Source organism: Bosea sp. 685 (genome assembly GCF_031884435.1).
Taxonomy (GTDB): domain Bacteria; phylum Pseudomonadota; class Alphaproteobacteria; order Rhizobiales; family Beijerinckiaceae; genus Allobosea.
The window spans coordinates 1751923-1773008 of record NZ_CP134779.1; the positions used below are offsets into that span (position 1 = coordinate 1751923).

Annotated in this window: 20 protein-coding genes; 12 read left to right on the forward strand and 8 right to left on the reverse strand. The window is 65.6% G+C overall.

The annotated features are described in order from the left end of the window. Positions 1-216 precede the first annotated feature (216 nt). Together RMR04_RS09560 and RMR04_RS09565 are read right to left on the reverse strand one after the other, a co-directional pair. Positions 217-750: an ABZJ_00895 family protein gene (locus RMR04_RS09560; protein WP_311914377.1), complete on the reverse strand. Its 534-nt coding sequence runs from the start codon at positions 748-750 to the stop codon at positions 217-219. Positions 751-840: 90 nt separating this feature from the next. Further along, complete coding sequence (locus RMR04_RS09565; RefSeq protein ID WP_311914379.1) at positions 841-1620, reverse strand: SDR family oxidoreductase; 780 nt, start codon at positions 1618-1620, stop codon at positions 841-843. A gap of 124 nt (positions 1621-1744) precedes the next feature. Here RMR04_RS09565 and RMR04_RS09570 point away from each other — a divergent pair, with 124 nt between their 5' ends. Together RMR04_RS09570 and RMR04_RS09575 are read left to right on the forward strand one after the other, a co-directional pair. After that, positions 1745-2575: a UDP-2,3-diacylglucosamine diphosphatase gene (locus RMR04_RS09570; protein WP_311914381.1), complete on the forward strand. Its 831-nt coding sequence runs from the start codon at positions 1745-1747 to the stop codon at positions 2573-2575. Further along, on the forward strand, positions 2575-3687 hold the full coding sequence (locus RMR04_RS09575; protein WP_311914383.1) for a glycosyltransferase family 4 protein: 1113 nt from the start codon (positions 2575-2577) through the stop codon (positions 3685-3687). The genes RMR04_RS09570 and RMR04_RS09575 overlap by 1 nt, the downstream gene beginning before the upstream one ends. Here the strand turns inward: RMR04_RS09575 and RMR04_RS09580 are convergent. Next, entirely contained in the window at positions 3626-5416 is a 1791-nt protein-coding gene (locus RMR04_RS09580; RefSeq protein ID WP_311914385.1) for a cation:proton antiporter domain-containing protein, read from the reverse strand. The genes RMR04_RS09575 and RMR04_RS09580 overlap by 62 nt on opposite strands. A 213-nt stretch (positions 5417-5629) precedes the next feature. Here RMR04_RS09580 and RMR04_RS09585 point away from each other — a divergent pair, with 213 nt between their 5' ends. Further along, entirely contained in the window at positions 5630-6475 is an 846-nt protein-coding gene (locus RMR04_RS09585; RefSeq protein ID WP_103717150.1) for an AAA family ATPase, read from the forward strand. 131 nt (positions 6476-6606) lie between these two features. Here RMR04_RS09585 and RMR04_RS09590 read toward each other — a convergent pair whose 3' ends face one another. Further along, positions 6607-7200: a hypothetical protein gene (locus tag RMR04_RS09590; protein ID WP_311914389.1), complete on the reverse strand. Its 594-nt coding sequence runs from the start codon at positions 7198-7200 to the stop codon at positions 6607-6609. Between the two features lie 123 nt (positions 7201-7323). On the opposite strand from RMR04_RS09590, the gene RMR04_RS09595 reads away from it, so the two are divergent. Then, a complete protein-coding gene (locus RMR04_RS09595) occupies positions 7324-7857 on the forward strand; it encodes a DUF2975 domain-containing protein (RefSeq protein ID WP_311914391.1) in 534 nt (177 codons plus the stop codon). Between the two features lie 10 nt (positions 7858-7867). Next, positions 7868-8113 (forward strand): helix-turn-helix domain-containing protein, encoded by a 246-nt coding sequence (locus RMR04_RS09600; RefSeq protein ID WP_311914393.1) that lies wholly within the window; start codon positions 7868-7870, stop codon positions 8111-8113. A gap of 4 nt (positions 8114-8117) precedes the next feature. Here the strand turns inward: RMR04_RS09600 and RMR04_RS09605 are convergent, their stop codons facing one another. Further along, positions 8118-9380: an ABA4-like family protein gene (locus tag RMR04_RS09605; protein ID WP_311914394.1), complete on the reverse strand. Its 1263-nt coding sequence runs from the start codon at positions 9378-9380 to the stop codon at positions 8118-8120. A 102-nt stretch (positions 9381-9482) separates the two neighbouring features. Here RMR04_RS09605 and RMR04_RS09610 point away from each other — a divergent pair, with 102 nt between their 5' ends. From RMR04_RS09610 to RMR04_RS09640, 7 genes are all read left to right on the forward strand, one after another. Next, on the forward strand, positions 9483-10202 hold the full coding sequence (locus RMR04_RS09610; RefSeq protein WP_311914395.1) for a TetR/AcrR family transcriptional regulator: 720 nt from the start codon (positions 9483-9485) through the stop codon (positions 10200-10202). A 21-nt stretch (positions 10203-10223) separates the two neighbouring features. Next, positions 10224-10739 carry a SixA phosphatase family protein gene (locus tag RMR04_RS09615; RefSeq protein ID WP_311914397.1) on the forward strand — a complete coding sequence of 172 codons (516 nt, stop codon included), beginning with the start codon at positions 10224-10226 and terminating at the stop codon, positions 10737-10739. Between the two features lie 184 nt (positions 10740-10923). After that, positions 10924-12369: a YcjX family GTP-binding protein gene (locus RMR04_RS09620; protein ID WP_311914399.1), complete on the forward strand. Its 1446-nt coding sequence runs from the start codon at positions 10924-10926 to the stop codon at positions 12367-12369. A gap of 28 nt (positions 12370-12397) precedes the next feature. Further along, positions 12398-13408: a YcjF family protein gene (locus RMR04_RS09625; RefSeq protein WP_311914401.1), complete on the forward strand. Its 1011-nt coding sequence runs from the start codon at positions 12398-12400 to the stop codon at positions 13406-13408. A 179-nt stretch (positions 13409-13587) separates the two neighbouring features. Next, positions 13588-15048 carry a flagellar hook protein FlgE gene (locus RMR04_RS09630; RefSeq protein WP_311914403.1) on the forward strand — a complete coding sequence of 487 codons (1461 nt, stop codon included), beginning with the start codon at positions 13588-13590 and terminating at the stop codon, positions 15046-15048. Between the two features lie 58 nt (positions 15049-15106). Beyond that, a complete protein-coding gene (gene flgK, locus RMR04_RS09635; RefSeq protein WP_311914404.1) occupies positions 15107-16975 on the forward strand; it encodes a flagellar hook-associated protein FlgK in 1869 nt (622 codons plus the stop codon). A gap of 11 nt (positions 16976-16986) precedes the next feature. Then, on the forward strand, positions 16987-18504 hold the full coding sequence (locus RMR04_RS09640; protein WP_311914406.1) for a flagellin: 1518 nt from the start codon (positions 16987-16989) through the stop codon (positions 18502-18504). Between the two features lie 264 nt (positions 18505-18768). Here the strand turns inward: RMR04_RS09640 and flaF are convergent, their stop codons facing one another. The 3 genes from flaF to RMR04_RS09655 are packed head-to-tail and all read right to left on the reverse strand — an operon-like array spanning position 18769 to position 20912. Beyond that, a complete protein-coding gene (flaF, locus tag RMR04_RS09645) occupies positions 18769-19140 on the reverse strand; it encodes a flagellar biosynthesis regulator FlaF (RefSeq protein WP_311914408.1) in 372 nt (123 codons plus the stop codon). After that, complete coding sequence (flbT, locus tag RMR04_RS09650) at positions 19124-19516, reverse strand: flagellar biosynthesis repressor FlbT (RefSeq protein WP_311914409.1); 393 nt, start codon at positions 19514-19516, stop codon at positions 19124-19126. Before flbT ends, flaF begins: the two co-directional genes overlap by 17 nt. A 49-nt stretch (positions 19517-19565) precedes the next feature. Next, positions 19566-20912, reverse strand: coding sequence for a flagellin N-terminal helical domain-containing protein (locus RMR04_RS09655; RefSeq protein WP_311914411.1), 1347 nt, complete (start codon positions 20910-20912; stop codon positions 19566-19568). Positions 20913-21086: the final 174 nt, after the last annotated feature.

Sequence of the window (21086 nt, forward strand, 5' to 3'; positions counted from 1 at the left end):
AAGGTAAAGGCGAGGGCAGAGATGAGCTTGAGGCAAATGCCGAGGAGAGGAGACAACGGACCGGCGCGGAGGGAGGGCAAGGGAGCAGGGCAAGGGAGGAGGGTCTTGTAGAAGACCGCTCCTCTTAGACCATGTCGAAGCGCCACTTCAAAGCGTCAACTCTGCAACCCTGATAGGCGGGGGGCGGGAGTCTCCGCAGGCTTGGCTGTAACGCTCTTATGAGACCCCGAGGCGCTTCAGGCTTTGCCGTGCATAGAAGCCGGCGAAGACAAACGTGACGATCCAGCTGACCACGAAGGATATCGCGGCCACGGCGAGAAAAGCCACTGGCGCGGAAATGCCGCTCCTTGCCGCCTGGGCGAGCATGGCCTTGATCGGGTTTGTCCCGCCAAGCAAAGCGTCGGCGCCGTAGAGAAACGCTAGGCCCAGGCAGAGATTGAGCACGACCACGGCCAAGCCGATCCAGGCGGCGAAGAGCGCCCGCTCGCCCGTGGTAAAGACGCGCCGATGGTCTTTCACGAAGCTTTGCACGGGGGCGGTGAGCGCGGCGATCAGAATGATGATGCCCATCGAAGAGGGCAGATCGAAATTCAGCAGGCTCGAAGCGGCAACCGAAATGACGGTGCAAAGCAAATATAGGCCGCCGAATACAATCGCATATTTGAGCATTTTCCAGTCCCCGCAGATGTTCGTTCCGGCCATTTTCCCGGGCGGCCGATAGCGAGCCGCCCAAGCGGCGTCAACGACCATGTCTTGTCTGACGCTGGTGTCCCGGCCTGATGGGCTGCCGGTCGGCGGCCATCCTCGTCTCGATGGTCGGAGGGATGGCCGAGCGGCGGCTCAGAAACTGCCCCTGAACACGCCGCCGTCGATCAGCAGGTTCTGGCCGGTGATGTAGCCGGCATGCTGGCTGGCCAGGAAGGCGCAGACATTGCCGAATTCCTCGGCCGTGCCGAAGCGCCTGGCCGGGATCTCGGCCTTGCGGGTGGCGGCGAAGTCCTCTGGCGTCATGCCCTTGATGGCAGCCATTCGCACCGTTCCGCTCTTGAGCCGGTCGGTGTCGAAGGATCCGGGCAGGACATTGTTGATGGTGACGTTGGCATGCGCCACCTCGCGCGCCACACCGGCGAGGAAGGCCGTCAACCCGGCGCGCGCCGCCGAGGAGACGTCGAGCCCTGTCAGCGGCGTCAGCACGCTCGCCGAGGTGATGTTGACGATGCGGCCGAAGCGCCGCGCGATCATGCCGTCGACGACGCGCTGAACCAGCTCCAGCGGCGTCGCCATGTTCTGGATGACGCCTTCGAGCAGCGCTTCGCGAGATACATCGCGAAACGGTTTCGGCGGAGGCCCGCCATTGTTGTTGATCAGGATGTCGGGCTCGGGTGCCGCCGTGAGCAAGGCGTCCTGCCCCGCACGTGTCGAAACGTCAGCCACCACGGCAATGACCGTCGCGCCGGTGCTGGCACGAATCTGGCTCGCGGTGGCTTCGAGCGTGGTCGCGTCGCGGCCATTGACCACGACAATGCAACCAGCCTCGGCGAGCGCTTGCGCGCAGCCGCGGCCAAGACCCTTGCTGGAGGCGCAGACGATGGCCGTGCGGCCGGAAATCCCAAGATCCATGATTTTTCTCCGGAAACTAGTTGCCTCGAAAGCGAGCCAGAGCACGGATCGCTGGTTCCGTCATCAAAGCGCAACGCAAATCAGCCAAACGCCGACAGCATCGCAACGGAATGGGCAAGCGGGCATGAGCGACGATGACGAGGCGAAGCAGGTTCGCAGCATCTTCATCTCCGATCTGCATCTTGGCACGCGCGGCGCACAGGCCGATCTCGTGCTGGAATTCCTGCGCGCCTATGACGCGCCGCAGATCTATCTGGTCGGCGACATCATCGATGGCTGGCGCCTGAAGAGCGGCTGGTATTTCCCGCAGTCGCATAACGACGTCATCCAGAAGCTGCTGCGCAAGGTGCGCAAGGGCTCGAAGCTGATCTACGTCACCGGCAATCACGACGATTTCCTGCGGGACTTCGCCGGCCTGCAGTTCGGCGGCATCACACTGGTCGACGAGATCATCCACGAGACCGCCGACGGCAAGCGCCTGCTCGTGATCCATGGCGATCTGTTCGACCTCGTCGTGCGCAACGCCAAATGGCTCGCGCTGATGGGCGACTGGGCCTACACCGTCGCGCTCGCCTGCAATACCGTCGTCAACAAGGTGCGCCGCCGGCTGCATTTGCCGCACTGGTCGCTCTCGGCCTGGGCCAAGCTCAAGGTCAAGAACGCGGTCAACTATATCGGCGAGTTCGAGACCTGCCTCGCGGCCGAGGCGCGCAGGCACCATGCCGATGGCGTGATCTGCGGGCATATCCACCACGCCGCGCATCGCGAGATTGAGGGCCTGACCTATATCAACACCGGCGATTGGGTCGAAAGCTGTACCGCCTTCGTCGAGCACCATGACGGGCGCTTCGAGATGATCCGCTGGCCGCAATACCGGCTGAAGGGCGAGGCGCCGGTGCCTGTCGTCAGCAAGCTGCGCCCGGAGCCGGCCGCCGCGCTCGTCGAGGCCGCGTGATGCGCCTGCTGATCGCGACGGATGCCTGGCGGCCCCAGATCAACGGGGTGGTCAGGTCGCTGGAGCGGATGTTCGAGGCGGGGCCGGCCTTCGGCGTGACGCCGCAGGTGCTGACGCCGGACGGTTTTCGGCAGATCGGCTTGCCGACCTATCCCGACATCAGGATCGCGCTGGCGACGCGCCGGGCGGTTGCAGCGCGGATCGCGGAGTTCAGGCCGGACCATATCCACATCGCCACGGAAGGGCCGATCGGCTGGCTGACGCGTGCCGTCTGCCTGGCCCAGAAACGGCCCTTCACGACGAGCTACCACACGCGCTTTCCGCAATATGTCGCGGCGCGCTGGCCCATTCCCGAGAGCTGGAGCTACCGCTTCCTGCGCCGGTTCCATGGCCCGGCCGAGGCGATCATGGTGTCGACGGCCTCGGTCGAGGCCGAGCTCAGGCAGCATGGTTTCGAGAAGATCGTACGCTGGGGGCGGGGCGTCGATCTCGGGCTGTTCCATCCACGCCCGGTGAGCGTACTCGACTTGCCGCGGCCGATTTTCCTCAGCGTCGGGCGCGTCGCCGTCGAGAAGAACCTCGAGGCTTTCCTCTCGCTGCGCTTGCCCGGCAGCAAGGTGGTGATCGGCGACGGGCCGGCGCGGGCCGATCTGCAGCGGGCTTATCCGGACGCGCATTTCCTCGGCACGCGCGAGGGCGAGGATCTGGCCTCGATCTATGCCTCCTCCGACGTCTTCGTGTTTCCGAGCCTGACTGACACCTTCGGCATCGTGCTGCTCGAGGCGGCGGCCAGCGGCCTTCCGGTTGCGGCCTTCCCGGTTCAGGGGCCGAGCGATGTCTTCGCCGGCAGCGGGGCTGCCGTGCTGAGCGAGGATCTCCGGGCGGCGGCGCTGGCGGCGCTGCGGATCCCGCGCGAGACCTGCCTGGAGCTCGCCTCGCATTATAGCTGGCGCCGCAGCGCCGAGCAGTTCTACGGCCATATCCAGCGGGTGGCGCAGCAATCGGGGCAGGCGCTGCGCAACGAGCCGCCCTGCGCGCCGCTGCAGAGCGTCACAACCTTCGTGAGCGCGCGTGCCGCGGAAGGGCCTGTGCCGGAGTGCCTGCGGGCTTGAGTTCGGTGCGGAACTGATCGCGCCGTTCATGGATCGAGGCGATGACGAGGCCCATCGGCACGCCTAGCCCGACCAGAGCCGCCTCCGAGAGCTGCAGACTCGCCTCGATTGTCTCTGGAACCGCATCGTTGACGCCGATCTGGTAGAGATGGCGGGCATGGCTGGCGTCGCGGGCACGGGCGACGATCACCAGATCGGGCCTGAGCGTGCGCGCTGCCAGCACGGTCGCATCGACCGCGCGCGGATTGTCGATGGTCACGATCAGCGCCGTCGCCTCGTCGAGGCCGGTGAGGCGCAGAAAGTCCAGATTCGCCGCATCGCCGTAGAAGACGGGCCGACCGGCCCGGCGCTGGGTCGCAACCAGCGCAGGGTCGAGATCGATCGCGATATAGGGCTTGCGGTGCTCCTCCAGCATCGCGCCGACGAGCCGGCCGACGCGACCGCAGCCGACGACGATGGCGCGCGCCGAACGATCGTCCGGCGGCAGCACCTTGGCCTCATCAGGCAGGGTCGCGGGCACGGCCAGCCGCAGCGACAAGGCCCGGGCCAGCCGGGCCAGGAGCGGCAGCACGACCATCGTCAGCGAGACCGCCGCCAGCACGAGACTCTCGGCATTCTGCGAGAGCAGCTTGGCCGAGACCGCGCCGCCGAACAGCACGAAGGCGAACTCGCCGCCGGGCCCGATCATGATCGCGGTTTCAAGCGCGGTCGCGCGTGACAGCTTGAAGCGGCGCGCCAGCCCGAAGACGAGCAGGGATTTCGCCGCGAACAGGCCGATCGCGATCCCCAGGATGGCGAAGGGATGGGCGGCGAGATCGGCCGGGTTCACGCCCATGCCGACGGTGAGGAAGAACACGCCGATCAGCAGCGATTTGAACGGCTCGATCGTGACCTCGATTGCGCGGCGATATTCTGTCTCGGCCAGGAGCAGGCCGGCGATGAAGGCGCCCAGCCCCATCGACAGGCCGGCTGCTGCGGCGATCAGGCCGGTTCCGAGCGCGATCAGCAGCGTCGCCGCCATGAAGCTCTCCGACGAATCGGTTGAGGCGACCAGGCGAAACAGCGGCCGCAGCGCCAGCCGGCCGATCACCACGATGGCGGCAATCGCCCCGAAGGCCTGGACCAGGGCCTGGGCGAGGCCCGCCAGCAGAGAGCCGCCATCGGCTTGCGCACCGAGCACGCTGACCAGGAAGAGCAGCGGGATGACGGCGATATCCTGGCAGAGCAGGATGGCGAAGCTGGCGCGGCCGGCCGAGGAGGTCATGCGGCGCTTGGCCGAGAGCAACTCGACGACCATGGCGGTCGATGACAAGGCGAGGCCGAAGCCGATGATAAGCGCGGCCGCCGCTGGCTGCCCAAGCCAATAGGCCACTGCGCCGATGACGCCGCCCGAGAGCGCGACCTGGCCGAGTCCCAGGCCGAAGACGAGCCGGCGCATGGTCATCAGGCGCTCGAAGGACAGCTCGAGCCCGATGACGAAGAGCAGGAAGGCGACGCCGAGTTCGGCCGGCCCAGCCAGGGCTTCCGCCTTCGCCACGGTGATGCTGCTCAGCAGCGGAACCGAGGAGGCGAGCCCGCCGAGGCCGAAAGGCCCCAGCAGCGCGCCGCAGGCCATGAAGGCGACGACCGAATTGACCTTGAATCGCTTGGCGAAGGGCACGATGACGCCGGCCGTGGCGAGCACGACGATGGCATCCTTATAGACGGAAGGGTCGACAGTTCCGGCCACGTCAGTCCTTGCGAGTCGGCGGTGAGAAGAGGCCTGGGAGCTTGCGGGTTACGCGACGGCAATACAACCGTTGGAGGCCCGCATTCATGCCGGAACTAGCCTTTGCGCATGCGGCTTTACGCCTCGTGGTTCGGGCACGACTTCACGGGAAGCGGGTTTCCGGTTTCGGCGTTCCTGGGCTAGCGTCTACGGCATCTTTCAAAGGGACCGACGATGCGTTTTGCAGGCACTGAGAATTACGTCGCGACCGAGGATCTGACGGTTGCCGTCAATGCCGCGATCCGGCTGGAGCGGCCGCTGCTGGTCAAGGGCGAACCCGGTACCGGCAAGACGGTGCTGGCGGAGGAGATCGCTGCGGCGCTGGGCGCACCGCTGATCACCTGGCACATCAAGTCGACTACCAAGGCGCAGCAGGGGCTCTACGAATATGATGCGGTCAGCCGGTTGCGCGACAGCCAGCTCGGCGATGCGCGCGTCTCCGACATCGCCAACTACATCAAGCGCGGCAAGCTCTGGGAGGCCTTCGTCTCGGCTGAGCGGCCGGTGCTGTTGATCGACGAGATCGACAAGGCCGATATCGAGTTCCCCAACGATCTGCTGCTCGAGCTCGATCGCATGGAATTCCATGTCTACGAGACCGGCGAGACGATCAAGGCGGCGCGGCGGCCGGTGATGATCATCACCTCCAACAACGAGAAGGAATTGCCCGACGCCTTCCTGCGGCGCTGCTTTTTCCATTACATCCGCTTCCCCGATGCGCAGACGATGCAGGCAATCGTCGAAGTGCATTTCCCCGGCATCAAGAAGCGGTTGATGGAGGAGGCGCTGAAGCTGTTCTTCGAGGTGCGCGAGGTTCCCGGCATCAAGAAGAAGCCTTCGACCTCGGAACTGCTCGACTGGCTCAAGCTTCTGGTCGCCGAGGAGATGACGCCCGAGATGCTGCGCGAGCGTGACCCGCGCAAGCTGATCCCGCCACTGCATGGCGCTCTGCTCAAGAACGAGCAGGACGTCTCGCTGTTCGAGAAGCTCGCCTTCATGACGCGGCGCGAGAGCCGCTGAGGCCGGCTAGAGCAGGATGCGAAAAAGTGGGTACCGGTTTTTCGCATTGATCCTGCTCTAACTTCTTGATGAGAAACGGATTCAGATTTCAGACGGAGACACTTTGTGACTCCGTCTGAAATCATCCGGCTCTAGGCGTCACAGGGCGGGATCGCCGCCGCCAGATCGACTTTCGGATCGGCGTCTCGGACGGCCTCGCGCAGATCGACATCGCGAGTGAGCAGGACATAGTCCTGGGTCTCGGATGTCTTGAGATAGCTCGTCATCTGGATCGGCTTGCCGGAAAGGTCGCCGAGCCTGCAGGCCTTTTCGGCCATCAGGGCAAGGCTGCCGCGGTTGCCGCTGTTCTGCGACCCAACGAACATCTCTTCCCGGAAGGCACCGATGCGGGCGGCATCGCCGTTGCTCAGCCTGAACACGGTGAAACGGCGTCCGGGCGCAGCTACGGCCGGAAGCTTCGCAAGCTCGCCTGCGTCCCGTACCTCTTCCAGAACGACCTTCCGTTCATGGCGGCCGCCATCCTTCGGCAAGGCTATGACCGTCATGGTGATGCCGCCGGGAAGCGGACGGATGTCGGCGGGAAGGCTGATGCCGGCCCGCAGCTCCGTGAGCTGCGTCGTTCGGATATCGATCTTCGAGAGTTTGGGCAGGGAGGTCAGCGGAACATGGCCGCAGGCGCCGGCAAGGGCGGCAGTGATCAGGGACGCAAGCAGGGAAGGGCGCATCGCAGCTCTCGTTGGTTGTCTGGATAATACGGTCTGGACATTCAAAAATTCGTCTATTAGTTTAATTTTGTCAATCGGAGGGCGAATTAAATGATGACTTCAACGGCCCCGTCGAGCACCAGTGTGAGCTTGCTCCGGCTGCGGCGCATCAGCGTCGTGGCGCGGTTCTTCAGCTATGCGGCGGCGGCACTGATGGCGTTTGGCATGGTCTGGCTGTGGCGCGATCCCGAAAGCCTCGCGAGCTATGCACACGGCACAATCGGGCTGGGTGGCGGCTCGATCGCGCCTTCGGGACGCGGCTACTGGACAGCGTTAGTGCTCGGCACGGTGCCGGCCGGCCTGTTCATCGCCGCCATGCTCAGCCTCGCCGCCTTGTTCCGGCGTTTCGGCAAGGGGCTTGTGCTGGAGGAGGAGAATGCGCGGCGGCTCGGCCGGGTCGGCTGGCTTTTCGCCGGGCTCGGCCTTGCCACGCCGGTCGCGCGCGCCCTGCAGAGTGTGGCGCTGACCTTCGACAACCCGGCTGGCCAGAAGCAGCTCGCGATCATGCTCGACCCCGGCACCTTCGGAGCGCTGGCTGCCGGAGCGGTCCTGATCGCCTTCGGTCTGGTGCTCAAGGAAGCGGTGCGGCTCGCGGACGAGAATCAGAGTTTCGTGTAGGACGGACGTGATGCCGATCGTCGTCGAACTGGATGTCATGCTGGCGCGCCGCAAGATGCGCTCGAAGGAACTCGCCCAGCGCATCGGTCTGACCGAGCAGCAGGTTTCGCAGCTGAAGTCCGGCAAGGTCCGCGGCATGCGCTTCGACACGCTGACGCGCATCTGCAGCGTGCTCGAGTGCCAGCCGGGCGATCTCCTGCGCTACGAGCCCGGCGAGGACGATCTCGCGCTCGACGGCATCGGTCCGGAGGCTTGACGGGTCAGCCCAGCCCGAGCAGCGGCTTTGCCTGCAGCGCCGCGACCAGGGCCGCCAGCGTCACGGCCGCATAGAAGCACGAGAAAGCCGCGACGGCCGCCACGCCGATCCGCGCCTGCCGTGTCAGCAGCCAGACGAGCAGTCCGAAGGCCGGGATGATCTGCAGGGCGTGCAGGCCGAGGAAATGCGCGACGCGCAGATCGCCGATCGCGAGCGACCAGCCGAAGAGCGGTACGGTCGGGTGCACGGCCGGCACGACGCCGACGAAATGGCCGGGAGCACTGCCGAGCAGGCCGCCGCTGACGAGACCGAGGATGCAGGTCGAAGCGAGCCCGATCACCAGCGACCAGCGCAAGGCCGGGGCGATGCGCTCGACGTCGCGGCGGGCGAGGCCATAGGCCAATGCGCCGGATGCGAGCGTGATCATCACCGCGCCGACGCCCATGGCGTTATAGAGCGAAGCGTCGAGCCAGGTGACCGTGTTATAGTGTGAGGCTTCGGCACGTGAGGCGCGCCAGCCGATATAGGCGACCTCGAGGAAGCCCGCTACGATCGGAGGCCAGACGGTATAACGTCCCAGCCATGAGGCGCGGAAGGCTTGGCTCGCCAGCGGCAGGAAGAGCGCCAGCGTGACGAAATACAAGACGAGCGAAGCTTCGAACTTCAAAGGCTTCAACCAGACATCCACCGCCTCGAGCGATCGCGCGTCGATGGTGTAGGCGAGCCAAGTCGGCACGATCAGGGCCGCCATGGCGAGGCTGGCGGAAGTCAGGCGCGGCTCGAAATCCAGTGCTCGCAGCCATGCCGGCAGCTTCGCCAGCGTGCGGGCAATGCGGTCCTCCCGGCTGAGCTTGACGCTCGCGTGGAGCAGCAGAAATGCGAGGAAGCCGATCGGCCCGAACAGAAAGGTCGCCAGCAGCACAGGCAGCATCAGCCAGTGCGGGATCGCCTCCTCCTGCGCCCTGCGCAGGATCCAATTGCCGAGGAAGAGGTCGAAGGCGAGATAGTGCAGCCAGCCAGCGAGCAGTAACGGTCTGGAGGCGAAGAGCCCCGCTATGCCGTCCAATGAGGAGAAATCCCCCTTCGCCTCACTCCAGAACACGGCGATCAGCACGAAGTAGCCGAGCGACAGTACCGCAGGAATCACGGCGCCAGCGAGGATCGCCGAGAGGCCGCGCCAGCGCGGCAGCAGGAGAAGGGCGAGCCAGCCCAGGATCGCCAGGAGCGAACCCAGCATGAAGGCGTCGTCGAGCGTCCCCGGCAGCATGATGTTCTCCATCTGAACGCTGTTAAGTTGCGGTGTCGTGATAAATCGCTATCTTGACGGCGTCAAGATTAATTTTGACGATGTTCAGATCGCGGGCTGGAAATGACGAAGATCGAGGCTGGCTCTGCTCGCGGCGCCTATCACCATGGCGACCTCAGGCAGGCGATGATCACTGCCGCCGAAGCTGTTCTGGCCGAGAAGGGCATGGCCGGATTCACACTGCGTGAATGCGCGCGCCGGGCGGGGGTCTCGCCGGCTGCGCCGGCGCATCATTTCGGCAACCTCACCGGCTTGCTGACGGCAATCGCGACGCTTGGCTTCGATGGCCTGTCCGACGCGATGGAGGCGGCGGCCGAGGCCGCCTCGCACCGCGCGAACGGCAACAGGATGGCTGCGATCTGTGATGCCTATCTCGCGACCGCGCTCGACAAGCCCGGGCGGTTTCGCGTCGTCTTCGGCCAGATGGGGCTGAATTGGGAGGAGCCTGCCTTCAAGCGCGCGGCCGGGCGCGCCTTCGGCATCCTGGTGCGCGAAACGCGCTGCGAACTGGGCCGCGAGAGCGGAGAGGATCTGCTCACGCACCATCCGCCGAGTTTCGCCGGCGAGCCCGACCTCGCGGCGATCCTGTTCGTCTGGTCGGTGACGCATGGCTTCACCACGCTCCTGATCGACGGCCAGCTCGATTTCCTGGCGGAAGAAGGAGGCCGCGAGGCGCTGCTCGGGCTCTATTCGCGGCAGCTCGTTGCGATCCTGATCGCGGCGTTGCGGACGCTTGCTCTGCCGCCGCCGGAAGCTCTCGCAAAACCGCGGGGGGATGGTTAGGTTGCGCTTATGCGACGCCTCATGCTTCTGCGCCATGCCAAGTCGAACTGGCCTACCGGGATGGCCGATCGTGAGCGCCCGCTCGCGACACGCGGACGCGAGGCAGCGCCGGTCATGGGACGCTATCTCGCCGAGGAGTTGCTGCTGCCCGACCTCGTGCTGATCTCGCCGGCGCGGCGCACGCTGGAGACCTGGGACCTGGTGGCGGCGATGCTGCCGGAAAAGCCGCCGAGCCATGTCGAGCCGCGCATCTACGAGGCCAAGACGGAACGCCTGCTGCACACCGCGCAGGAGGTCGATCCCGGCGTCCGAACGCTGCTGATGATCGGCCACAATCCCGGCTTCGAGGAGCTGGCCGCGATGCTGACCGGCCATGGTGACCGCTACGCCTCGGCGCGGATGAGCCAGAAATATCCGACCTGCGGGCTCGCCGTGCTGGATTTCGCGATCGAGGACTGGCGCGATCTGAGCCCGCGCGGCGGCCGGCTCGACCGTTTCGTCACGCCTGCATCCTTGGGCGAAGGCCCCGACGAGTGAGGGATGGCGCGATCCATCCACCGGAGCGGCCGTCTGACGCGACCGTCTCCGCTTCGGCCATCTTGGCTTCCGGTGCTCACGGACAGATGTCCGCTCCGCTCCGGTTCTCGACGGCCGCGCCAGCCTGCTCGCCCCGGCGGCGTATCGAGCCATCCTTGCCTCGCATGCCAGTTCGCGTTTGCTCATGAGCCAGCCTTCCTATCTCGACGAGGCCCGCAGCGCCGCGCTCGCCTTCGGCGACAGCCTGCTTGGCCTGGCGCGGCCGCGCCTGCGGCTGGGCGTCACCGGCCTGTCGCGCTCGGGCAAGACGGTCTTCACCACGGCATTGATCCAGAACCTGATCGAGGGGGCGAAGTTGCCGGTGCTGAAAGCCGCGACTGAGGGGCGGATCGCGCGGGTCAGGCTGGTGCCGCAGCCCGACCCGGATATTCCGCGCTTTCCCTATGAGGCGCATCGTGCCGCGCTGAACGGCCCCGAGCGGCGCTGGCCGGAATCGACGCGGCGTATCTCCGAATTGCGCGTCGAGATCGACTATGAGCGCGCCGCCGGCTGGTTCAAGGGACCGGCGACGCTGACCCTCGACATCGTCGACTATCCCGGCGAGTGGCTGCTCGATCTCGCCTTGATGGGCCAGGACTACAAGGCCTGGTCGACCCAGGCCGTGGCCGATGCGCGCAAGCCCCATCGCCGTGCTGTCGCCTCAGGCTGGCTTGCGGATCTGGCCGGGCGCGATCCGGCGGGGCCGGCCGATGAGCTTGCGGCGGAATCAGCGAGCATCGTTTTCAAGACCTATCTCGCGGCGCTGCGGGCCGATCCCGAGGCGGTCGCGGTGACGCCGCCGGGGCGCTTCCTGATGCCGGGCGATCTCGAGGGCTCGCCGGCGCTGACCTTCGCGCCGCTCGACTTCGGACATGACACCGAGCCTTTGCCCGGTACGCTGGCCGGGCTGATGGCCGAGCGCTTCGAGGCCTATAAGCGCGTCGTCGTGGCGCCGTTTTTCCGCGATCATTTCGCACGCCTCGACCGGCAGATCGTGCTGGTCGATGCCTTGGCTGCGCTCGATGCCGGCGCGCCGGCCCTGGCCGATCTGGAGACGGCGCTGGGACAGGCGCTGGCGGCCTTCCAGGTCGGCCGCAATTCCTGGCTGTCGAGTTGGTTCGCGCCCCGGATCGAGCGGGTGCTCTTCGTCGCGACCAAGGCCGACCATATCCACCATGCCAGCCATGACCGTCTGGCGGCGGTGATGTCGCATCTCGTGGCGCGGGCGGCTTCCCGGGCGCAAGGGGCGGGTGCGCGGGTGGAAACGATGGCGCTCGCCGCCGTGCGCGCGACGCGCGAGGTCCGGATCAAGGAAGGGCGCGACGAACTGCCCGCGATCGCTGGTGTGCCGGAGGCTGGCGAGGAGATCGGCGGGGAGATCTTCGACGGCATGGCGGAGGCGGCGATCTTTCCCGGCGAGTTGCCGGAGCGTCCCGAGGCGATCTTCGATCCAGCTGCTCGCTGGCAGATTCGCGCGCCACGCTTCCGGCCGCCTCTGGTCGCGCCCGATGCCGGCGGGCGGACGCGGCCGCCGCCGCAGATCCGGCTCGACCGCGCGCTCGAATTCCTGATCGGGGACAAGCTCGCATGAAGGAGGCCAACCCGATGGGGTTTCTGTCATGACGGGCAAGGCGCCCCGCGCGGTCCGGCTGGATCCGCAACCGCTGGAGGCGGCTGGCGCCGGCACTATCCGGGACACCAATGTCGCCATCCTGCCGGAGAGCGAGCCGTTCGAGGCCGCCGAGCCGGCGGCAGTTCCCGTGGCGCGGCGGCGTTTCTCCTGGGGCGGCGTGTTCGTCGCTGGCCTGTCAGGCTTCCTGACGCTCGCGGTCGGGGTCTGGGTGGAGAACACTGTCACCGCGCTGATGACGCAGAACCCGGTGCTCGGCTATGCGGCGCTGGTTTGCGCTGGTTTCGCCGCGCTTGCGCTCCTGGTGATGCTGGCCCGCGTCCTCAGCGACATCCTGCGCGAGCGCAAAGTCGAGGCGCTGCGCCTGCGCGCAACGGCTCTTCTCGCGGGCGGCAGCACGGACGAGGCCAAGGCGATCGCCGGGGAACTCAAGGCGCTTTACGCCTCGCGCCCCGAAACGGCGAAGGGGCGTGCCGCACTCGACGAGGCGCTGCCGCAGCTCTTCGCGGCGCGAGACGTGCTCGCCATCACTGAGCGCAGCTTGATGGCGCCGCTCGACATTGCTGCCCAGGCGCAGATCGCGCAGGCCGCGCGGCGCGTCTCGCTGGTCACGGCGGTGAGCCCGCGCGCGCTGGTCGACATCGTCTTCGTGCTCGTCGCCTGCGCAAGGCTGTTGCGCGCGATCGCCGGCATTTATGCCGGCAGGCCCGGCGCGCTCGGCCTGTTGCGGCTGGCGCGGCAGGTGCTGGGCCATCTCGTCGTCACCGGTGGCATTGCAGCCGGCGATGCCGTGATCCAGCAGGTGGTGGGGCAGGGGCTCGCGGCCAGGCTCTCCGCCAAGCTGGGCGAGGGCGTGCTGAACGGGCTTTTGACCGCCCGCATCGGGCTGGCGGCATTGGCGGTCTGCCGGCCGCTGCCATTCGTCGAGGCGCGACCGCCATCCCTATCGGATGTCGCCGGCGATCTGTCGGGCTGGCGCGGTACTGGAACGCAGAGCTGAGCGCAGCCCGGCAAATTGTGCCGGGCTGCGGCGGTTTTGCCCGGTCGAAACCGCCGCGCTACGCTTTGGAAACCATCCAAGTCTTTGACAAATAAGGCCCAAACGCATGGCACAGGCCATGCAGATCAAGCCTCGATGTTGTGGGGCGCCCATCGTGCGCCAGTCGAGGTGAGGTTGCCATGGGTGTTTTCAGTGCGTTGACGACGGCGGTGTCGGGTCTTCAGGCGCAGTCCTACGCGCTGGAAAACATTTCCGGCAACATCGCCAACTCGCGGACCGCTGGGTTCAAGCGCGTCGATACGACCTTCTCCGACCTGATCCCCGACTCGGCGCTGAACCGCCAGATTGCGGGTTCGGTGGCGGCCTATAGCCAGGCGACCACGACGATCCAGGGCGATCTTTCGGCGACCAAGATCGACACCAATGCGGCGATCAACGGCGACGGTTTCTTCGTCGTCGACCAGCGTCAGAGCGGGCTCGGCAGCAACACCACCTTCTCCAACTCAAACCTCTACACCCGCCGCGGCGATTTCGACTTCGACGCCAATGGCTATCTCGTCAATGGCGCCGGCTATTTCCTGAAGGGCCAGAAGATCGACACCGTCACGGGGCAAGTGATCGGCAGCGACCCCCAGGTGCTGCGCATCACGCAGGAGCAGTATCCGGCGAAGGCGACGACCTCGATCGAGTACAGCGCCAATATCCCGGCCTATCCGGCGACGACGCGCTCCGACAAAACCGTCCCGGGCTCCGAATTGCTTCAGCCGGCTGCCTCATACGCTACCGGAAAGGATCCGCATTCGACGACCTCGGGCGGCAACGGCGTCGTCACCGGCACCGACCTGACCAACTTCCTGGCCCAGTCGATCACTGGCGGCTCGGCAACGGTCTACGATTCCCTGGGCAAGGCGACCAGCGTCGATCTGCGCTGGGCCAAGGTGTCCAATGCCACAGCGGCCGTAGCGGCCGATCCCACCGCAATTCCTCCGATCGTAGCGTCGCCCGCCGTTCCAGATACCTGGAACCTGTTCGTGGCCGAAAACACCAGCGCCACAGGCACGACGGTGGCCTATCGCAACGCCAATGTGGACGTCACGTTCGACAGCACCGGCAAGATGACGTCGCCCGCGGGCGGCAATATCCTGCTGCCGACCATGACGATTGCCGGTACGACGATCAGTTCGACGGCGAACCCGATCAACCTCACCACCAATGGCGGCCTCAGCCTGACGCAGAATGGCGATGTCAGCGGCGAGATCAATGCCCGCAGCATCCGCCAGGACGGCTACACCGCCGGCACGCTCGACCGTGTCTCGATCTCGGCTGCGGGGCAAGTCGTCGGCACCTTCAGCAATGGTCAGGTCAAGGCGCTGGCGCAGATTGCGACCGCCCGCTTCAACGCCGGCAATGCCCTGAAGCGGCTGGATGGCGGCGCTTTCGCGGAGACGATCGAGTCCGGCGCGCCGATTGTGGGCCTGGGTACCTCGACGCTCATCGGCGGCAATGTCGAGCAGTCCAACACCGATATTGCCGACGAATTCTCGAAGATGATCGTCACCCAGCAGGCCTATTCGGCCAACACGAAGGTGATCACCACGGCGCAGGACATGCTGCGCGACGTGTTCGCCATCATCCGCTGAAGTCTCGCAAGGAGTTGACGCGGCCCAGAAGGGCCGCGGGTGACGACAGGAGTTGACGATGGGTCTCAGCACTTCCCTGAATACCGCGGTCGCCGGCCTCAACGCCACGCAGATCGGCATCGGCGTCGTTTCGCAAAACGTCTCCAATGCCGGTACGGCGGGCTATGTCCGTCGCCAGGTCTCGACCACGGACACGCTGGGCGGCAATACAGTCAGCACCGGCAGCACCGCGGTTCAGCGTCTGCTCGATGTCATCGTCCAGCGCCAGCTCTGGCAATCGACCTCCGGCGCTGCCTATACCTCGACGCGCTCCAATGCGCTGTCGAACCTCGACCAGCTCTTCGGCGCGCCAGGCAGCACGACGGCGCTGGATTCGATCTACAGCAATTTCACCAGCTCGCTGCAGTCCCTGCAGAACGATCCGTCGTCCTACAGCCTGCGCACCGGTGTTCTCGACGCCGCCACCCAGCTCGCCGGCCAGTTGAACACGCTCTCCGACGGCGTGCAGAATCTGCGGGCGCAGGCCGAGGCCGGGATCGCCGACGGCGTCACCAAGGTCAACTCGCTGCTGAATTCGCTGACCTCGATCAACGCCAGCATCGTCGGCAAGCCGAATGATACGGGTACGGCCGATCTCAAGGATCAGCGCGACCGGGTCGTCGCCGAGCTTTCTCAGTATGTGGACATCAAGACCAGCGAAGACGCGCAAGGGTCGCTGAGCATTTCGACCAGCTCGGGCACGCAGCTCTTCGATGGTCGCCCGTCGGTGAGCTTCTCCTTCGACGAGCACCAGGGAATAAGCGCGGGATCGCAGTGGAGCTCGGACCCGACGAAGCGCGGCGTCGGCACCATCACGATGACCGACAGCTCGGGTAATTCCCGGGATGCGATCGCCAACGGCACGTTCCGCTCCGGCGAGATCGGGGCCAATATCGAGTTGCGCGACAAGACCCTGGTCCAGGCCCAGGCGCAGCTCGATGAGGTCGCCGCGCAGATGTCGAGCGCGCTGTCGGACCGCGAGGTCAAGGGCACGGCCGCGACCTCGGGCGCCGCGACCGGCTTCGATGTCGACCTTACCGGGCTGCAATCGGGCAACACGGTCACGCTCGACTATCAGGTCCCGCCGAGCACGCAGACGCAGCGCTTCACCTTCGTGCGGGTCGATTCCGCCTCTTCGCTGCCCCTGCCGGCTTCCGCCAGCGGGGACTCCAACAACCGCGTCGTCGGCATCGATTTCTCCGGCGGCACGGCCTCAGTCGCGGCCCAGATCCAGGCCGCCGTGGGCACGAACTTCACGGTGTCGGGCTCGGGCTCGACGCTCACCATCCTCGATGACGGCGCGGCCGGCACGCGAAATGTCCTCGGCGTGACCGCACGGCCGACCAATTCGGTGCTGTCCTCGGCGGGCGGCGCGGCGGAGCTGCCCTTCTTCGTCGATGGCGGTCGCAGCAACGCGGCCTATACCGGCTCTTATGACAACGGCTCTCAGATCGTCGGCTATGCCGGCCGGATCGTGGTCAACCCTGCGCTGATCGCCAACCGCGCCAACCTCGTCACCTACGACACCTCGACCGCGGCGGGCGATACGACGCGGCCGCAGCTCATGCTGCAGCGACTGACGCAGAGCCAGCGCGCCTTCACCAATGCAACGGGCTTCGACGGCTCGACCGCGACCTCCAGCCAGACCATCACCTCCTTCGTCCAGCGCGTGGTCAGCTCCACCGGCCAGGCGGCGGACACGGCCAAGCGCCTCGACCAGGGGCAGCAGGTGGCGCTGGCTTCGGTGCAGAGCCGCTTCCAGGCCACCTCCCAGGTCAGCGTCGACCAGGAGATGTCGACGCTGATCGAACTCCAGACCGCTTACGCCGCCAATGCGCGCATCATCTCGACCATCAAGGAGATGATGGACGTGCTGCTGAGAGTGTGAGGACCTAGACGATGACCATCACCTCCTATGGCACAGGCGCCTACCGTTCGGCCAAGCCGAACGAATTCGTCGCGACCCGCAGCCAGTTCGACGATCTGCAGCGCCAGCTCACGACGCAGAAGCGCAGCGAGACCTATGGCGATCTCGGCATCGCACGCGGCACCAGCCTCGATCTCAACTCCAAGATTTCGGCGATCGATTCCTGGCAATCAGGCATCCAGCTCGCCACCGTCAATCTCAACCTCCAGACGCAGGCCGTCCAGAATTTCGCGACGATGACCAGCGAGACCAAGAACGACGTGCGCTCGAACAGCTATGTCGCGAGCGCCAGCGGCCGTTCGGCGCCGCAGGTCCTGGCCGAGGAAAAGTTCAAGCAGACGCTCGATCTGCTCAACACCAATGTGAACGGACGCTACCTGTTCTCCGGCCGGACCTCGGACGTCCAGCCGACAGTGAGCTATTCCGAAATGATGGATGGCGACGGGGCAGGGCGCGCCGGGCTGAAGCAGCTGGTCTCGGAGCGCAAGGCGGCCGATCTCGGCACCACGGGCCTCGGACGCCTGACGGCGGCGGGCGCGGGTACGACGGCGACGATCGCCGAGGAAAATCCGGCCCAGCCCTATGGCTTCAAGCTCGCCGGCACTTCGACGGATTCGGCTGCGCTGGTCCCCACCTATAATGCGGGCCCGCCGGCGGATATCGGCGTCAATGTCGTCGGCCAGCCTCTGCCGGGCGAGAGCCTGCACATCAAGCTCAACCTGCCCGACGGCACGCAGCAGGATGTGGTCCTGACGGCGCGCGCTACGGGAACGACCGGCAATGCCAATGATAGCTTCGAGATCGGCGCTGATGCGAATGCGACGGCTGCCAATCTGCGCGCTTCGATCACCGCCGCGCTGGGCACGCAAGCTGCGACGACGCTGTCGGCGGCCTCGACGATGGTCGCGGCCAAGAACTTTTTCGATGGCAGCGTCACCAATCCGCCATTGCGCGTGCCGGGCCCGCCCTTCGACACCGCGACCGGCGCTCCGGCGCCTGGGACCGCGGCGAACACCGTGATCTGGTATCAAGGCGATGACGGCACGGACCCCGCCCGCAGCACCGCGACGGTGCAGGTCGACAAGAACCAGGTCGTGGGCACTGGTGCGCGCGCCAATGAGGAGGCCTTCCGCGTCGGCCTTGCCCAGTTCGCCGCACTCGCGATCGAGACATTCCCCGCGACCGACACCAATTCGCAGGCGCGCTATGAGGCGCTGACTGAACGGGCGAGCAACAATCTCGGTTTTGGTGGCAGCGTGCAGAAGCCGGCCGAGATCATCACCGAACTGGGCACGGCGCAGAGTTCGCTGGCGGCGGCGAAGGACCGCAACGACACCACGAAGAACTACCTGACGACGGCTGTTTCGGGCGTCGAGAACGTCACGACCGAAGAGGTCGCCACGCAGATCCTGGCGCTGCAGAACCAATTGCAGGCGAGCTATCAGGTGACCTCGATCCTGTCGAAGCTCTCGCTGACGAACTACCTCTGAGCCAAAGCAGGTCCGTCTAGTGCTCGGAACCTCAGCGTCATCCTGGACAAGCCGCGAAGCGGCGCAGATCCGGGATCCATCGTAGAACGCATCGCCCTCCGATGGATCCCGGGACGACCTTCGGTCGCCCAGGATGACGGGCGTGGTTCTGAGCAAAGACGGCATGCTCTCAAGAGCGACGGCACAAAACGAAGCGGGCGTCGCCTTCGTAAAGGCGACGCCCGTTTTGTTTTCTGCGATGTGGAGAAGACCTGAGGAGCCGCCTCAGCGGCCGCGCAGGCCCGCGGCGATGTCGCGATTGATGTTGATCAGCACGGTGACGGCTTCAGGCGCAGGTGCAGCCGCGATCCTGAAAGTCTGGTTGAAGATGAAATTCGCCAGGGCGAGGATGTTCTGCTTGATGCCGACGGGCAGCGGGTTGTCCTCGGCGATCACGGCCGAGACCAGCAGGGTCCAGAGCTTGCGATTATAGTGCAGCGCCTCGTCGAGATCGCGCGCGCGCTCTGTCCAATCGTCGGCGATCGACTGGAGCCGCATGGCGGCCTTGATCAGCAGGGAGGCTTCGAGTTCGCGAGGAGAGACGGTGGCTTGAGCCGTCTTGGCGGCGGAGGCGTACGCGTTAAACCCGTGTTGCATTCTCGATGAGTTCCGCTTCGTAGGCGATCAGCTTTTTCGCTGCCTTCAGGGCTTTGTACAGATCGCCGCTTAAGATGCGGTTATTGATCTCATGAATATGCGGCAGAGAACTTGGCGCGGCCTGGACGAAATCGCGTACCAGCTCGAAATAGATGTCGTGCTCGCGCGTCGGATCCTGCGCGAGATACATCAGCTGGATGGCGAGGTAGATCTTCTTGGCCGGCGTATCGGCGCTGGCCGCGGTGAGAATGTCCTTCTCGCGCAGGATCGGCGCGTCGCCATCGATGAAGAAGCGCGTGCGCTGCTCGTCATTGCGGATCACCACCTGGCCGATGATGATGCGCTCATTGGGCTTGAGTTCGACCTTGAGGGCCATAGCTGTCCTGCCGTCTGGCTGCGGGAAGGGCGGTCGGGCGGCCGGGCTCTTACTGGAAGAGCCGCAGCACGCCCTGGTCGGCCTGGTTGGCGAGCGAGAGCGCCGTCTGCGAGAGCTGCTGGCGCGTGTTGAGCGCAAGCAGGCTGGCGCCTTCGGCGTTCGAGTCGGCTGCGACGAGGTTGTCGGCGCCGGTCGTCAGCGTGTTGGCCAGGTTCTTGGTGAAGTCCTGCCGGGTCTGGACGACGGAGAGGTTTGAGCCGAGCGTCGAGGAGGTCGAGCGCAGCGAGGTCAGGGCGCCGGTCAGCACGTCGGCGATATTGTTGAGGTCGGTATCGTCCTGAATATTGAACTGGCCAGTCGTGGCCGTGCCGCTGACGGCCTGGCTGATGCCAAGATTGGCTGCGGTGATCGTCTGGCCCTGAACGTCGAGCTTGGCCTGGTTGGTGCCGGTCTTCTCGTTGAAGATGATCGAGAGCTTGTCGCCGGAGAGCAGATTCTTGCCGTTGAACCCGGCGTCCCTGGCCAATTGATCGATTTGCGAGGTCAGGTCATTGAACTGGTTGATCAGGTTCGAGCGAACAGTCGAGTTGCCCGTCGCCGAAAGGCCGGTGGTCGCGTCGGCGGCCGCAAAACCGAGCAAGCCGTTCTGGCCGCCGGCTTGTGCGTCCGTCAGAGCGGCGCCAGCATTGGCGCCGGCGCCAATGCCGATCTTCAAGGTGCTGGAGCCGGCGCCGGTGACGTTGAGCTTGCCGGAATCGTCGATCGACGCCGTCGCGATGCCGGATTTGTTGATCTCGTTGACGAGGTCGCGGACCGTTGCGGTTGGACCAAGTGACGTGGAGGTGAAGGTCGTGTTGCCGGCTGTGATCGTCAGGGCAAGGTTGGTCGTGGTGTTGACGATGCCGACGTTGCCGTTGGCCGTCGAACCTGCCGGCAAGGTTCCGCTGCCGACGGCCGCGTTGTTGGTTCCCGTGGCGTCGTTGTCGACCAATGCCTTGTCGAGCGTGACATCCTTGAGGCTCTTGTTCGTGGCGACTGTTTCAGCTGTCGTTGCCAGGGCCGTTCCGACCTTGGTCGGGCGGTTGGCAGCGGCGTCGGCCTGAGCTTGCTTGATGGTGGACTGGAGCTGCTGGACCAGTTTGGCAATCGCGTCCACGCCCTGAGAGGCCGCTGTAATCGTCTGGATGCCGTTGGAAATGCCGTCCAGCAGGCCCGTCAACGCGCTGGAGCGATCGCTCAGGCCTAGTGAGGTGAAGTAGTTGACCGGGTTGTCGATGGCCGAGTTGACCTTTTTGCCCGTGGAGAGCCGGTTCTGGATCACGGACTGCTGATCGCGGGTCTGCTGAAGGGTCAGAAGATTCTGCCTGACGCCACTGGTGAGAATCGTATTGGCCATCGTTCGGTCCCCTACAGCGCGATTCAGCGCTTGCGCGGTTTGCTCTGACCGAAAAATGCTTTGTTAAGGATAATAAAACGTTAAGAGCGCGGTGTTTCCGGCGTTTCTCGTTCGCTTTGATCGCGGTCTGCGTTTCGAGGGGAGAAATGAAAAAGGCGGCGGAGCTTTCGCTCC